Annotated in this window: 12 protein-coding genes; 9 read left to right on the top strand and 3 right to left on the bottom strand. The window is 34.7% G+C overall.

The features are described 5' to 3' along the window. Nucleotides 1–121: 121 nt before the first annotated feature. Complete coding sequence (locus HYG86_RS04580; RefSeq protein ID WP_213167760.1) at nt 122–4,387, top strand: AAA domain-containing protein; 4,266 nt, start codon at nt 122–124, stop codon at nt 4,385–4,387. A 60-nt stretch (nt 4,388–4,447) separates the two neighbouring features. Here the strand turns inward: HYG86_RS04580 and HYG86_RS04575 are convergent, their stop codons facing one another. Continuing rightward, nucleotides 4,448–5,833 carry a DNA methyltransferase gene (locus tag HYG86_RS04575; RefSeq protein WP_213167759.1) on the bottom strand — a complete coding sequence of 462 codons (1,386 nt, stop codon included), beginning with the start codon at nt 5,831–5,833 and terminating at the stop codon, nt 4,448–4,450. A 182-nt stretch (nt 5,834–6,015) separates the two neighbouring features. On the opposite strand from HYG86_RS04575, the gene HYG86_RS04570 reads away from it, so the two are divergent. From HYG86_RS04570 to HYG86_RS04555, 4 genes are all read left to right on the top strand, one after another. Then, nucleotides 6,016–8,283: a DEAD/DEAH box helicase family protein gene (locus tag HYG86_RS04570; RefSeq protein ID WP_213167758.1), complete on the top strand. Its 2,268-nt coding sequence runs from the start codon at nt 6,016–6,018 to the stop codon at nt 8,281–8,283. A gap of 32 nt (nt 8,284–8,315) precedes the next feature. Then, nucleotides 8,316–8,687 (top strand): HIT family protein, encoded by a 372-nt coding sequence (locus tag HYG86_RS04565; protein ID WP_213167757.1) that lies wholly within the window; start codon nt 8,316–8,318, stop codon nt 8,685–8,687. A 99-nt stretch (nt 8,688–8,786) separates the two neighbouring features. Then, a complete protein-coding gene (locus HYG86_RS04560) occupies nt 8,787–8,972 on the top strand; it encodes a DUF4177 domain-containing protein (RefSeq protein WP_213167756.1) in 186 nt (61 codons plus the stop codon). A 137-nt stretch (nt 8,973–9,109) separates the two neighbouring features. Further along, nucleotides 9,110–10,327, top strand: a complete 1,218-nt coding sequence (locus tag HYG86_RS04555) for an IS256 family transposase (RefSeq protein ID WP_213166306.1) — start codon at nt 9,110–9,112, stop codon at nt 10,325–10,327. Between the two features lie 332 nt (nt 10,328–10,659). Here HYG86_RS04555 and HYG86_RS04550 read toward each other — a convergent pair whose 3' ends face one another. After that, nucleotides 10,660–10,860 (bottom strand): hypothetical protein, encoded by a 201-nt coding sequence (locus HYG86_RS04550; RefSeq protein WP_213167755.1) that lies wholly within the window; start codon nt 10,858–10,860, stop codon nt 10,660–10,662. A 286-nt stretch (nt 10,861–11,146) separates the two neighbouring features. After that, nucleotides 11,147–11,311 (bottom strand): helicase-related protein, encoded by a 165-nt coding sequence (locus tag HYG86_RS18440; RefSeq protein ID WP_425489235.1) that lies wholly within the window; start codon nt 11,309–11,311, stop codon nt 11,147–11,149. A gap of 168 nt (nt 11,312–11,479) precedes the next feature. Here HYG86_RS18440 and HYG86_RS04540 point away from each other — a divergent pair, with 168 nt between their 5' ends. From HYG86_RS04540 to HYG86_RS04525, 4 genes are all read left to right on the top strand, one after another. Further along, nucleotides 11,480–12,499: a DNA-binding protein gene (locus tag HYG86_RS04540; protein ID WP_213167754.1), complete on the top strand. Its 1,020-nt coding sequence runs from the start codon at nt 11,480–11,482 to the stop codon at nt 12,497–12,499. A 4-nt stretch (nt 12,500–12,503) separates the two neighbouring features. Then, entirely contained in the window at nt 12,504–12,953 is a 450-nt protein-coding gene (locus HYG86_RS04535) for a type II toxin-antitoxin system death-on-curing family toxin (RefSeq protein WP_213167753.1), read from the top strand. A gap of 453 nt (nt 12,954–13,406) precedes the next feature. After that, nucleotides 13,407–13,592, top strand: coding sequence for a DUF4177 domain-containing protein (locus tag HYG86_RS04530; protein WP_213167752.1), 186 nt, complete (start codon nt 13,407–13,409; stop codon nt 13,590–13,592). Nucleotides 13,593–13,693: 101 nt separating this feature from the next. Next, nucleotides 13,694–14,911 carry an IS256 family transposase gene (locus HYG86_RS04525; protein ID WP_213166306.1) on the top strand — a complete coding sequence of 406 codons (1,218 nt, stop codon included), beginning with the start codon at nt 13,694–13,696 and terminating at the stop codon, nt 14,909–14,911. Nucleotides 14,912–15,367: the final 456 nt, after the last annotated feature.

The following is a 15,367-nucleotide window of genomic DNA, read 5'->3' as shown; positions in this document are numbered from 1 at the left end:
TGAAAGAAGATTTACATAAAATAGTTTTTTTTAGCATTTTGGACATAGTACTGTCTAATATATAATAAACGACTGAAAATAATATTAGCAGACAATTTCTGATACCTAAGGGGAGGTAATAATGAAGGATATTTTTAGAAAGTATAAAGAAAGATTAATAAACCTTAGCAGTAGGAATAGAAGCCTTGTTATGAAGAAGATTTATAAAAAAAGAGCTTTTGACTTAGCAAAGTTACAGACTAATAATAACCAGTTAACTGAAAAAATTTTAGAATTTCTTATAAGTAGGCAAAAGAGAAAATTGTTGGTTTTAGACGATCCTTATAAAGAAAGAATTGATAGAATAAATAAATTAGAGGAAAGAATTAGGGTAGAGAAGGATTATGAGGTTAAAAAGCTAGAAAATGTAAAGGATGTTGAAGAGAGGGAGCACACTAATAAATTATTAATAAAAGATTACACAGAAAAATTGAATTTAGAAAAGGAAAAAATTGAAAATGACATTAAGAAAATAATTGACTATTCTACAAGTTTAACCTATCTAGATAGAGAAATAAATGCTTTAGAAAAAGAGACAGGTAGATATGAACTATATGTGGGGTTCCCCTTTGTAGAAGGAAAGTTCCAAGATAACAGTTTAGTAAGAGCACCAATTTTTTTAATACCTGTTAGAATATTAAAAGAAAACAATAAGTGGTATATACAAAATATAATGGAACAGGACATTTTAATAAACAAAGTATTCATCTACGGATATTCAAAATATAATGAGAATAAACTTAAAGAATTCCAGACTGAATTTACTACGTTTGAATTATTCGATAAGGATATAGTTGGGTCAGTCATAAGGTACTTGGATGCTCAAAAAATTGTTATTCAAGATACTGAAAAAAGAGAAATTGAGAGATTTGCCGACTATACGGACAAGAACATACCTGACTACAAAACAGGAGAAATTATATTAAAAAATCATTTGATTTTGGGCCAGTTCCCCATCTCGAACTCGATTTATAATGATTACCAAATTTTAGAACAGGGAGATACAGTCCACAAGCTATTAGAGAAATTGTTACTCAATGCTAGCGAAACTGAAAAACATGTAATGGACAATGATCGTGAAGAGAAGTTAACTTTATCAGAAGAAGAGGTATACTTCTTAAGCCCCCTGGACTATAGTCAGGAAAATGCTGTTAATGAGGTTAATAAAACGGAGCAACTGGTAATCTATGGTCCCCCAGGGACTGGCAAATCTCAGACAATAGCAAATATAATAGGAGATTCTTTAGCAAAAGGTAAAAAAGTCTTAATGGTATCTCAAAAAAGAGCTGCACTTGATGTGATTTATAACAGGCTATCGGATCTGAGCTCTAAAATCATATTAATACATGATGCAAATAAAGATAAAAAAGCATTCTACGACAAGGTCAGCAAGGTAATTGATGAAATTTCCCATCCGAATGAAAATTCATCAATTAGCAAGACCATTAAGGACAAAGCGTTAAAAATTGATCAGGGTATAGAATCTTTAGAGAAAATAGGAAATACATTACACCAACCTAGAGATTTTGGGATAACTCTTCAGCAAATGTATTCAAAATCGGAAAGTATAAATAGTAAAGAGGATAATAGGTACGAAGGCTTCAAGAAATTTAGGACAAGAAATAAATATAGGAATTATAACTATAAACAATTAAAAGAAGCAATAGATAATATAACAGATAATGCAACTCTCGAGAATTATATTGAATACAAAAAAATGCTCTCAGAAAATTTGATGCTAAAAGTTATAAAATCTAACTATGACTATATCAAGTCACAAGAAATCTCAGAGAATATTGAAATATTTACAGAATATAGAGATCAAATAAAAATGCAGTGTCCTGAAGATAAAAGACTTTTTAATAAGCTAATTGAGAAATTAAAGGAGAAAGACTATAACCTAAATTCAGAGGATCTTGAAACTTTTGTAGATAACATAAACAAAGATATAAACTGTGATTTATTGGTTCAACTTAATGATGGTAAATGGTGGAGTATAAGATATTGGCTTAACTACAAAAAAAACAAACTACAGGAAAAAGAAAACTTAATGGAGTTTGAAAATAGTAGACGTAAATTATATGCCCAATTCAAACAGTGGAATATGACAATCGATGGAATTATGAATGCTTTAGAACCACTAAAGTCAGTTATTATAGAAGGTTCATACTATGACATGGTAAATCAGCTGCTTGATGGGAAGTATATTGTCGATAAGCTCCAAAAGATAGAAAATGCAATAGACAAATATCAGGAATTTAAATTGTTAGCTCACAAAATTAGTGTTAATAATGAATTAGAAAATCAATTACTAGAGGATGCAGGTAGCAGAGCAAGTACAGTAGACGATTTAAAAGGAGAAATTAATCTAATAATGGATTTTGTGATCTTAGAGAAAACTTTGGAAATAGAGAAGACATTAGGCGACACAGCCTTATTAGACTACACACGATTTAATGACTTAAAAGCTCAAATTAACACTCTGATGGCAGAAAAAAATGAGTTAACACCCAGCCTGATCTTGAATGAGTGGAATGCTAAAGAGTTTAAGTACTTGAAATCACCCTTGTTTAGAGAGTATAAAAGACAAGCAAATAAAAAACGCATGTTATGGCCAATCAGAAAGTACATATCAGAATTTGACAAATTGATATTCAGTAGTTTTCCATGTTGGCTCTTAAGCCCAGAAACTGTATCTGACATACTCCCATTTACTAAAGATTTGTTTGATATAATAATTTTCGATGAGGCTTCTCAGATTTTTATTGAAAATTCACTGCCTACTATTTATAGGGGAAATCGTGTTGTTATAGCAGGGGATGATAAACAATTAAAGCCCAGCTCAACATTTAAAGCTAAGTTTGATGACATTGAAGAAGAGGAATTCTCATTAGAAAATGCCGCGGCGCTAGAAGAAGAAAGTCTACTGGACTTAGCAAAAGTTAATTATGATTCAGTCCACCTGAACTATCACTATAGGTCTCAGTTTGAAGAATTGATTAATTTTTCTAACTATGCATTTTATAATGGAAGATTGCAAGTATCACCCAATATTAAGAATTCTAATTCATCAGATCCTGCAATTCAACGAATTAAAGTAAAAGGAAAATGGTTAGATAGAAAAAATACTGAAGAAGCGGAAAAGGTAGTGGAAATTGTATCCCAGATTCTAAAGGAACGAGCTGATAATCAAACAATAGGTGTGATTACATTTAATATTAGTCAAAAGGATTTAATACAGGATCTTTTAGATAAGAGGGCAAGTTCAGATCCAGAGTTTAAAATAAGATATGCACATGAAATAGATAGAAAAAAAGGGAATGAGGATGTTAGCTTTTTTGTTAAAAACATTGAGAATGTTCAAGGGGATGAAAGGGATATTATTATTTTCTCAGTGGGATATGCTCGTAATGAGCAAGGACGTGTCTCAGTAAATTTCGGTTCATTATCACAAGATGGTGGAGAGAACAGACTAAATGTTGCCATAAGTAGGGCAAAACATAAAGTTCTGATTGTGACTTCTATAGAACCAGAAGAACTAAACGTTGATTCAACAAAAAACTTAGGACCAAAACTATTTAAGAAGTACTTGCAATACGCAAGAGAGGTATCAGAAGGAAGCACTCAAAAGGCTAAAGAAATATTATTTAGCTTAATAGATACAAAAATCGAATTTAATAAAGGAGTGCACTATGATAGTGATTTGGAGATGGAGGTACGGAATGCTTTAATAGCTAAAGGCTATGATGTTCATACTCAAGTGGGAGTTTCAGGATATAAAATAGACTTGGCAATATATGATGAGGTAGCTTCTAAGTATATCTTTGGTATTGAGTGTGACGGTGCAACGTACCACAGTTCTAAGTCTGCAAGGGAACGAGACATACACAGACAAAGGTACCTTGAATCTAGAGGATGGAATATTACTAGGATTTGGAGCAGAGATTGGTGGCGTAATTCAAAAGAAGAAGTTAATAAAATAGATGCTATCATTAAGTTGCACGTAGAAAGAGAAAGAGAAAAACTAAAAAAACAATTGACTCAAGGCGTAGCTAAACTGGATAAAAAAGGTGTAAATGCTAGGCTGAGTGGGAAAGAAATAACTGTAAATAAGTTTATAAATACAGACTTGATGGATAAAAAGAAGATATGGTATGGCGATAGAGTTGTTCTTAAAGATCTAGAGTCTCAAGAGACATTTGAAATTTATTTAGAGGAAAACCAATTCAATCATCAACTCATGAAAGATATAGAATTAACGCTTTTGGGGCACGATATCGATCAAATCTTTTGTTATAAAGGGTATGAGTATGAGGTTGTAAGAGTTGAACAGAAATTATTATCCTAAGTTGTATAGTGAATTTGACAAAAATAAACTCTGCGTAGGTAACGCAGAGTTTATTTTAGTTTACGGGCGAACAACCGGGTAATCGACTTTAGAACCGTTCAGTGTTTCTTCAATAGTTAAGATCTGAACTCTTGGATATAACCTTCCGTCGTATAGGCAAGTAAAGAATCCTTCACATGCAGCTTCTCTTTTCATGCCCTGCGTAGGTGGCTCTAGGGTTAATAGTACGGCAATATCAGCATCTTGGTTTCTACGCACTGTTGAAAGTTCGCGAATGGTAGTAACGCTAACTTTCCCGCTTTTAACTTGAACTACAACTTTCCCCACACGAGATGATTGTAATTCGTAATTGAAGAAAATAAATCCATCAACACCACCATCTGGCCCCTTTTTATTGTTTTCCAGTGGTCTTGCTCCAATTAGACCTAGGGCCCACCATTGAAACTGGTATCTGTCTTGACTGGCAAGTGTTTTAGCACCATCTATATCAACAGGTGTACCTTCGATTGAATAAAGAGACAATCGTGGTCCAAAGAACTGCTCAAGTCTTGTAAGCACAAGTGTAATAGCCAAATTTGTAATGTCAATACCAATCCACTTTCTCTTTAGTTTTTCAGCTGCTACGATAGTTGTTCCACAACCACAAAAGGGATCCAATATTACATCACCCTCATTGGAACATGAACTAATAATTCTTTCTAGCAAATCCAAAGGTTTCTGTGTAGGATATCCAATTCTTTCTTTGGACATTGGAGGTATAGCAGGAATATCCCACCAATCTTCCGGAATTTTCCCATCAGGATTAGGTTGATAATTTCTTCCGTTAGGGTTGGTAACTCCATTTCCACTGGTTTGATAGCCCCCCGTTCCATGGTATGGTATTCTAACTGAGTCAGGGTTAAATGTCCAATTATCTGTCTTAGAGTAAAATAGTATAATATCATGTTTTCTAGGAAAATGCCTAGTACTTCTACCACCTTGTCTGTAGCACCAAACGATCTCGTTTCTAAAATTTTCTGGTAGAAAGATCGAATCCATTAGTAGTTTGAGATAGTGACTTGATGTAGGATCACAATGTAGAAATATTGAACCAGTATCCTTCAATATCCGATGCATTTCATCTAGTCTTGGTGCCATCATAACAAGATAAGCCATAACACTATTTTCACCCATGAACTGACGCAGTGAACTCAATAAGCTAATAGTTGAAGGTTTCATGCAAGAAACAATATGGCTCCAGGTACGTTCAGCATTTATGTCCCATTTCCATGTATCGCTAAATGCTCTAATTTGGGCCTCTGACTTTAAGCCAGATTCGTTCTTAAATAACAGATTATAATCTTTCTTGCTATTAAATGGTGGATCTAAATATACTAGATCTATACTACCTGTGGGTATTACTTTAAGTATGTTTAAATTATCTCCATAGTAAAGCTTGTTTATCATTGATATCCCTTCAATATATATTCAGCTCAGGAAAGTATTATGTGTAACGTTGATTTAAATAGATAAAGATAAGTTAATCAACTATTTATTTTACGTTTAGCTATAGACACAAATTAAAGGAATCCCCCGCCCATCTCTCGAAATATACATTAACATATATTTCGTAACCAGAGGTGATGGGGATGACTAAGAGCATAATAAAATCCTCTGCGGTTGGTAGTGTCGCAGAGGATTTGTTTGTTGATTTGTTTTGTGAAGTTTATGGGCCTGATAAGGCTGAGTTTTTGTTTGTTCAGTATCCTTTTGTGGATATTTACGGGAATCATAGATATATTGATTTTGCTTTGGAGAGTGAAGATGTTAGGGTTGCCATTGAGATTGATGGGGAGACTTATCATAATCCTAAGATGGTTTCTAGTAACAAGTATTATGATGACTTGTTGAAGCAGAATAGTTTGATGTATCACAACTGGAAGGTATACCGTTGGGCATATAAGCAGCTTAAAAATCATAGGGAGAAAATCAAGGATGAGCTACTCCTTTTCCTTGATGAGATACCCAATTTTAGGATGCTGGATGATTATCTTCCTAAGCAAAAGGGGAAGATTATTGAACTCAAGGATCATCAGCAGGCTGCCATGGACAATTTAGGTAGTATGAGGGATAAGGGAGAATCAATAGCCCTTTTATATCATGCAACCGGTACAGGCAAGACAGTTACCGCTGTCAGTGATGCTAAGAGGGTAGGGGAGAGGACTTTGTTTTTGGCTCATACGAAGGAGCTTATTAGCCAGGCTAAAAATACTTTTAGTGAGCTATGGGATGAAGCTGATGCTGGGCTTTTTGTTGCTGAAGAGAAAAACAAGGACTCTTATGTTGTTTGTGGATCCATACAAAGTGTTGCCCAGAATTTGGAGGATTTCAAGCCTGATGAATTTGGATATATTGTCATAGATGAGTGCCACCATGGTACTGCAAGTACTTATCGTAAAGTGTTAGGCTATTTCAAGCCAAAGTTTACACTGGGATTAACTGCAACCCCTGAAAGAATGGATGGAGAAAATCTCTTAGAGATATTCCAAAATGTTGCCCATAAGTTGGATCTAAAGACTGCAGTGGAGCAGGGGGAGTTAGTTCCTATCCGTTGTATTAGGGTAAAGACTAACGTGGATTTAGAGAATGTAAGGATAAATGGAATTAAGTATAACTCCCAAGATTTAGAGAGTAAGCTGTTTTTGCCTGAGAGGAATAAGATAATTGTTGACACATACTTAGATATTGTTAAGGATAAGAAGACTGTGGTCTTTTGTGCTTCTGTTAAGCATGCGGAAGAGATTGCTGCTTTACTGAAGGAACAGGGTGTTAACAGTGCTGCTGTTTCTGGGACATTGAGGTCTAAGGAGAGGGATAGGGTTTTAAGGGAGTATGAAAATGGTTCAATTCAGGTATTATGTGCATGTGATTTATTAAATGAAGGCTGGGATAGTCCTAAGACTGAAGTGTTGTTTATGGCCCGTCCTACCCTTTCCAAGAGCTTATACACTCAACAATTAGGTAGGGGAATGAGGAAAAGTGAAGGCAAGGATTACTTAATGGTATTTGATTTCATAGATAATGCCAATATGTTTAATATGCCATATTCCATACATCGGATGTTCAACATTAAGGATTACAAGCCAGGTCAAATGGTACTTGGGCCTAAAGGGCAAATGCAGCTGGATTTTGATTTGCTAGCAAAAGGGGAAAAGCCCCAAATTTATCTAGATTTCCCCATTAGCGTTACTGACTATGAATTGATAGATTTATTCAACTGGCAAGATGAAGTTAAAGATATGATATCTCAAATGGAATTTGTCAGGATGGTTGATGTTCAGTCAGAAACCATTGAAAGATATATGCGTGAAGGTAAGATTAAGGCAGATTTAGAAGTTCCCATGGGGGATAAGAGGAAATTCAATTATTTTAAGGAAGATACTGTGAAGAGCTATGCAAAGGAATATGGATGGGAGCTTATTACAGCTGCTAATATGAAGGGTAAGTTTATGAATATGGTTGAAACCATGGACATGAGCTTTTCATACAAGCCAGTGTTATTGAAAGCAATGCTTGAACATATAGACGAAAATGGTAGAGCTAGGGTTGAAGATGTTGTAGACTATTTTATAGATTTCTATACGGAACGGAAGGGAAAAGGGTTAGTTGTGGAGAAGAAAAATAGTATCTATACTAAAGAATTCGATCGTAAAGGAGTCGAAAGAAATATCTTCGCTAACCCATTTAAGCGTTTTGAGGATATGCGTTTCATGAAGAGAGCCAAAGAGTTAGAGTATATAGAGATAAATAGACACATAATGAGAAAACTAACAGCAGCAGACCGTAGATGGATAGTTGAACAATGTGATCTAAAGCTAAGAGAGTACTACAATAGAAGTAGTTTAAAGGTAAAATAATACATCAAACTATATGGACAAGGAGACAAAAAATGAGCTGCTTATTTTGTGATATGGAAAAGATGAATTACATAGGGGAAAATGATCTTGCCTATGCTATCTTCGATAAGTTCCCTGTAAACCAAGGGCATGCCTTGATAATCCCCAAAAGGCATTTTGAGAGCTATTTTGATATGACTGAAGAAGAACTTGTTAGTATAAATCGCTTAATTAAAGAAGTGAAAATCCAAATAGATCACAAGTTTAACCCCGATGGCTATAACATCGGGGTCAACATAGGAGAAACTGCTGGACAAACAATATTTCACCTGCATTTTCACCTTATTCCTAGATATAGCGGAGACGTAGAGAAACCTATAGGCGGGATAAGGAACTTTAAAGAGAGTCTTGTGCCTTATAAGTAGAACATGATAATTTTCGGATGACATAGGATATTGAGCAATATTTAAACTGCTGAAAAGGAGTCTGAAAACCCTAGAAAAATATTTAGAGGAGGTAATCCAATGTTTCAATACGAGTATGTTAATGTTAAAGTGGGTAGTTTTTGGGGAGCGAGGTCTGAAGAGCATAGGGAGATTATCGATAAGTATGCGGCTAATGGTTATCGCTATGTTGGGTTCATTCCAGCAAATATGGACTCTTATGGTAAGTATAAGGAGATCGACTTAATATTTGAGAAGGAAGTTTAAAACTACAGTTAAGAGGTTAGGATGTCAGTAGAACATAAAAGATATACATGTTAAGAGTAAATACCCGGGCTAAAAGAGAGCGTAATAAATTACGTGTAATTGGATAATAATACCACTAAAAAAGGGGTTGTCCAATTATGACTACAAAGGGTAATTTATTAGCCAAAGAATTAGCAAAAGAGTGCCGAAGTGTAGAAGAAGTACAAGAACACTTAAAAAGTTTATTCAAAGATACTATGCAGGAAATCTTCGAAGCTGAAATGGATGAGCATTTAGGCTATGATAAACACTCACCCATTGGCGATCATTCAGGGAATAGTAGAAATGGTTACAACAAGAAAACCATTAAGACTAAGTACGGAGAATCAACCATAGAAATCCCAAGGGATCGTAATGGGGATTTTGAACCACAAGTAATCAAGAAATATCAACGGACTAGCAATGAGCTCGAAGATAAAATAATATCCATGTATGCTAACGGAATGACCACACGTGACATAGAAAGCCATATGCAAGATATCTACGGCATCGAGGTATCAGCAACAATGGTTAGTAAAGTTACAGACAGGATACTACCTATGATTGCTGAATGGCAATCTAGGCCACTAGATAGGATCTACCCTATAGTTTTCCTTGATGCAATTCACTTTAAAGTTCGTGAAGATAACAGGATAATTAATAAAGCGGCTTACAGTGTACTAGGTATAAATATGGCAGGTCACAAGGAAGTTTTAGGAATATGGATTGGTGGTAACGAAAGTTCAAAGTTCTGGCTAGGAGTACTTAATGACCTTAAAAATAGAGGTGTAGAAGACATCCTAATTGCTTGTAAGGACGGACTTTCAGGCTTTTCTGAGGCTATTAACTCTGCCTTTCCAAAAACAGAAATACAGCTATGTGTTATTCACCAAATCAGAAACTCGATGAAGTATGTTTCGTATAAAGAAATGAAACAGGTAATGGTAGACCTGAAAAAAGTATACCAAGCTTTAACTCTTGATGAAGCAGAATATGCTTTTGAAGAGTTCAAAGAAAAGTGGGGTAAAAAACACCCAATAATTATTAAATCATGGGAAAAAAATTGGGATGAGTTAACTGTTTACTTTAAGTATCCTAACGAGATACGTAAATTGATCTATACTACAAATACCATCGAAGCATACCATAGACAGCTGCGTAAAGTTACTAAAACTAAAACATCTTACCCTAACGATGAAGCCTTAGAAAAAATATTGTACTTAGCTACCATGGAAATATCTAAGAAGTGGACTCAACCACTTAGGATCTGGAAACAATGTATCTCCCAGTTTGCAATATATTTTGAGGATAGAATTGACTCAAATTTAGCTGTTTAGTGCTGGGCTTTGCCCAGGAGTTTATCGCTTTAGTTCTCCCAAGGATAGAAAAAAGGGCAAAAAAAGATAGAGGGTCAGATCCTCTATCCTCGGCAGAACCTTACTAATCGCTCAGGTTACTCTCCAGTATTGCCTTATCCTTTTAGTAAGTAAGAGCCATGAATATTATATCCCAGTAATGGGAAAATATTTCTGATGTATGTTTAGATTTTCTACTAGTAGATGCAGTAAAGTAAGAAATCCAATTACACTAAATTATTTATACTCCCGGCTAAAAACACTGCTGGGCTTTATTCTTATCACGTTAAGAGGAATTTAGATTTAGAAAAACTCTAATTGAACAATTCTACTAAACCCAAAACAATAAGTAATAATCCAAATAGCATTAACCCTACTTCTGAAAAAAAGAAGGTTCCTGTAAGGGAATCTATAATTACATCTAATATATTTTCCGTAATGGATTTTTTACGTATCATCGTTAGCCCCAAAGCAAACATTACTATCCCAATAAATATAACAATTACCATTATCATGATTAGTTACTCTCCTTAATAACAAATTTCTTTCATGGTTGTCTTTTAATATAATTATAATGTTCTTCCTATCGCAAAAATAGTTAAAATATCTTCCAATAATAAAAAGCTAATCCTACCTTCACGGTAAAGGATTAGCTTTCTCTATTAAGTATTACCTTTCATGATCCTCACAGGTCTAGCTTTAATGCCTCTATCTTTTCTTAACAGTGTGTCTATAATCTTTTGGATTTTTTTAGGGCTATCATTTTCATTTTTATCTTTAGGCTTTGTTTTATTTTTAAGTTTAAAATCCTTTTATTCTTCTTTCAATTACTGCTAATGCATCAGCGTCTTTAGGTGTTACTAGGGTTACTGCCGTACCTAAATTGCCTATACGTCCTGTTCGGCCTATCCTATGAATATAGCTTTCTGCATCTTCTGGGATGTCATAGTTAATTAAGTGAGTCACACCTTCTACATCAATCCCTCTAACTGCTATATCTGTGCAATTAAGATTTGTATCTTTGCACTTTTAAAAGATTTTATTACTCTTTCCCTTTTTTTAATTAATTATTGCGAACGTGAGTTCTAGGGTATATACTGTAAATATCAGAATATTTTTTCGGAGGTGGGGAAAATGGCGAGAGACTTAACAAGCTCTAATATTGATAGGCAGAACATCCTTAATAATGAAATAGCTCTAAGAGAGATACAAAGAGAAGCCAATATAACGGGGGTAGTTTTTGAAGGGAAAATAACTTTCACAAAAGACATGGTCGCCGAATTTTTTGACGTAGATATAAGGACAGTTGAAAGATATACAACTAAGTTTTCCAGTGAGCTTAAGAGTAATGGATATGAAGTAATTAAAGGAAAAAGACTCAAAAACTTCATACAGGAAATAGAGAAGTTGAATGTTCCCGACATTAATGTCGGGAAGAATGTACCACAACTTGCAATCTATGATTTTAGGGCATTCCTCAATATAGGAATGCTTCTTGTTGAAAGCGAAAATGCTAGAGTTTTACGGCAAATGATGCTCGATATAGTTATTGATCTTATTAACCATAAAACAGGTGGGGCTACTAAGTATATTAATCAACGTGATAAAGATTTTCTAGGAGCTTTTCTAGATGAAGAGAATTACCGTAAGGAGTTTACAGATGCTTTAAGAGATTGTGTAGACATGAATAATTTTAAATATGCTAGATATACAGATATGATTTATCAAAGTATTTTTAAGGAGAAGGCCAAAGAGTATAGAGAAATACTCAAACTAAAAAGTAAGGATAAGGTAAGGGAGACTCTTTATGCAGAGATACTTGATTTAGTTGCTTCCTATGAATGTGGTTTAGCTGAGAATATTAGAAAGGAGTACGATAGACTAGGAAGGAAACTGAACAATTGGGAGACAGATAAAATCTTTCATGATTTTGAGAACTTGCCACATTGGAAGCCACTAATAAACAGAGGCAGAAGTAAAATGGCAAGTAGAGACCTAGCCTTGAGAGACGCATTTCATAAGCAATTAGAAGACTATATAAGCCCATTAGACGCTAATGAATATGAACGTTTTTTAGGAACAGAAGCGGATGAGATAGAAAAACTTATGAAAGATAATGCAGACGTATTAAAAAGGTTAAAGGAGCGTGAATAAACCTATGGATTCATACTCCTATATAACAATTGAAGAAGCTATCGTGATTCATAGGAAGACAGTTGAAAATAGTGGAGGTGGGACGACACTATCCATAGATAATGGAAAGCTAGAAAGCGTTTTGTGTAATATTCAAAACGATGATTATTACCCCACTTTCGTAGACAAAGTAACGCACTTGTTTTTCTGTGTGTGTAAATTCCATTGTTTTGCTGATGGTAATAAAAGAATAGCGATTACCCTATCCACACAGTTCTTACTTAAAAATGGATATATGCTTATTGCGAGAGATTTCATTGTTAAAATGGAAAATATAAGCTACCATGTAGCTGCAGGAAACATAAACAAGGTTCTACTTCATAAGATCATGACATCAATTTTTAATGGAGAATATGATATTGATGAAGAAATAAAACTTGAAATATACAATGCAATAAAAGACAGAGAGAGGTAGCAACGATTATAAAACGTGGGAAGGGGGGCGCAAGCGTTGAATACTAAACGACCTAAAGGGGTAATTTTCATAGGATATTTTTATATTTTCGGGGCCATTGCAATTTTTATATCTTTAGTATCCGGAGTGGAGCAGGAGATACCAATAGGGTTGAGGTTTGGAGTTCCTAGTGTTCCAGAACATATCATAATCCCGATTGTTATAGTGCTTTCATTGATCCTAGCTTATGGATACTTGAAATTGACTAAGTGGGGTTATTGGTTGATTATGCTATATTCAGTAGTATTTTTATTTATAAGTTTCGCTTTATCAATACAATATAATTCTCAACCCTTTATTGGAAATGCAATATGGTCAATTATAGTGCTAATTTATACATATAGAAAAAGGAATTATTTTCACTGTTCTAATGGAGTCTGAGGGCCGAAAGAAATATTTAGAGGAGGTTAAACAATGTATCAATACGAGTATGTTAATGTTACCATGAGTGGATTTTTTGGGGCTAAGTCTGAGGGTCATAGGAAGATTATTGATGAGTATGCAGCTAAGGGGTTTCGCTATGTTGGTTTCATTCCCGCGAATATGGATTCCCATGGTAGGTATAATGAGATTGACTTAATTTTTGAAAAGGAAGTTTAGAGAGTCCACACAAAAAAAGGTGAAGCAAAAAGAATGGTTGAGAGCGTAATAAATTACGTGTAATTGGATAATAATACCACTAAAAAAGGGGTTGTCCAATTATGACTACAAAGGGTAATTTATTAGCCAAAGAATTAGCAAAAGAGTGCCGAAGTGTAGAAGAAGTACAAGAACACTTAAAAAGTTTATTCAAAGATACTATGCAGGAAATCTTCGAAGCTGAAATGGATGAGCATTTAGGCTATGATAAACACTCACCCATTGGCGATCATTCAGGGAATAGTAGAAATGGTTACAACAAGAAAACCATTAAGACTAAGTACGGAGAATCAACCATAGAAATCCCAAGGGATCGTAATGGGGATTTTGAACCACAAGTAATCAAGAAATATCAACGGACTAGCAATGAGCTCGAAGATAAAATAATATCCATGTATGCTAACGGAATGACCACACGTGACATAGAAAGCCATATGCAAGATATCTACGGCATCGAGGTATCAGCAACAATGGTTAGTAAAGTTACAGACAGGATACTACCTATGATTGCTGAATGGCAATCTAGGCCACTAGATAGGATCTACCCTATAGTTTTCCTTGATGCAATTCACTTTAAAGTTCGTGAAGATAACAGGATAATTAATAAAGCGGCTTACAGTGTACTAGGTATAAATATGGCAGGTCACAAGGAAGTTTTAGGAATATGGATTGGTGGTAACGAAAGTTCAAAGTTCTGGCTAGGAGTACTTAATGACCTTAAAAATAGAGGTGTAGAAGACATCCTAATTGCTTGTAAGGACGGACTTTCAGGCTTTTCTGAGGCTATTAACTCTGCCTTTCCAAAAACAGAAATACAGCTATGTGTTATTCACCAAATCAGAAACTCGATGAAGTATGTTTCGTATAAAGAAATGAAACAGGTAATGGTAGACCTGAAAAAAGTATACCAAGCTTTAACTCTTGATGAAGCAGAATATGCTTTTGAAGAGTTCAAAGAAAAGTGGGGTAAAAAACACCCAATAATTATTAAATCATGGGAAAAAAATTGGGATGAGTTAACTGTTTACTTTAAGTATCCTAACGAGATACGTAAATTGATCTATACTACAAATACCATCGAAGCATACCATAGACAGCTGCGTAAAGTTACTAAAACTAAAACATCTTACCCTAACGATGAAGCCTTAGAAAAAATATTGTACTTAGCTACCATGGAAATATCTAAGAAGTGGACTCAACCACTTAGGATCTGGAAACAATGTATCTCCCAGTTTGCAATATATTTTGAGGATAGAATTGACTCAAATTTAGCTGTTTAGTGCTGGGCTTTGCCCAGGAGTTTATCGCTTTAGTTCTCCCAAGGATAGAAAAAAGGGCAAAAAAAGATAGAGGGTCAGATCCTCTATCCTCGGCAGAACCTTACTAATCGCTCAGGTTACTCTCCAGTATTGCCTTATCCTTTTAGTAAGTAAGAGCCATGAATATTATATCCCAGTAATGGGAAAATATTTCTGATGTATGTTTAGATTTTCTACTAGTAGATGCAGTAAAGTAAGAAATCCAATTACACTAAATTATTTATACTCCCGAATGGTTCTTTTTGCTTCACCTTTTTATGCCTCTATCTTTTCTTGACAGTGTGTCTATAATCCTTTGGATTTTTTTTAGGGCTATCATTTTTACTTTTTCTAGGCCTATGTTTTGAAGGTGCCTCACTTGACTGATTGTCTCCTGATCTTCGAGCTCTTCTTTCTGCCCGATAGTTTGGATTATAG

The sequence above is a fragment of the Alkalicella caledoniensis genome (assembly GCF_014467015.1).
Lineage (GTDB): Bacteria > Bacillota > Proteinivoracia > Proteinivoracales > Proteinivoracaceae > Alkalicella > Alkalicella caledoniensis.
Note: the sequence above shows the minus strand (reverse complement) of the source record. Positions and strands in the feature narration are given on the sequence as shown.

What these genes read in the sequence shown, in the direction of transcription:
- HYG86_RS04530 (WP_213167752.1), top strand. Translation starts at nt 13,407, where the DNA reads ATGTATCAATACGAGTATGTTAATGTTACCATGAGTGGATTTTTTGGG.
- HYG86_RS04540 (WP_213167754.1), top strand. Translation starts at nt 11,480, where the DNA reads ATGGCGAGAGACTTAACAAGCTCTAATATTGATAGGCAGAACATCCTT.
- HYG86_RS04525 (WP_213166306.1), top strand. Translation starts at nt 13,694, where the DNA reads ATGACTACAAAGGGTAATTTATTAGCCAAAGAATTAGCAAAAGAGTGC.
- HYG86_RS04560 (WP_213167756.1), top strand. Translation starts at nt 8,787, where the DNA reads ATGTTTCAATACGAGTATGTTAATGTTAAAGTGGGTAGTTTTTGGGGA.
- HYG86_RS04575 (WP_213167759.1), bottom strand. Translation starts at nt 5,833, where the DNA reads ATGATAAACAAGCTTTACTATGGAGATAATTTAAACATACTTAAAGTA.
- HYG86_RS04580 (WP_213167760.1), top strand. Translation starts at nt 122, where the DNA reads ATGAAGGATATTTTTAGAAAGTATAAAGAAAGATTAATAAACCTTAGC.
- HYG86_RS04550 (WP_213167755.1), bottom strand. Translation starts at nt 10,860, where the DNA reads ATGATAATGGTAATTGTTATATTTATTGGGATAGTAATGTTTGCTTTG.
- HYG86_RS04565 (WP_213167757.1), top strand. Translation starts at nt 8,316, where the DNA reads ATGAGCTGCTTATTTTGTGATATGGAAAAGATGAATTACATAGGGGAA.
- HYG86_RS04555 (WP_213166306.1), top strand. Translation starts at nt 9,110, where the DNA reads ATGACTACAAAGGGTAATTTATTAGCCAAAGAATTAGCAAAAGAGTGC.
- HYG86_RS04570 (WP_213167758.1), top strand. Translation starts at nt 6,016, where the DNA reads ATGACTAAGAGCATAATAAAATCCTCTGCGGTTGGTAGTGTCGCAGAG.
- HYG86_RS04535 (WP_213167753.1), top strand. Translation starts at nt 12,504, where the DNA reads ATGGATTCATACTCCTATATAACAATTGAAGAAGCTATCGTGATTCAT.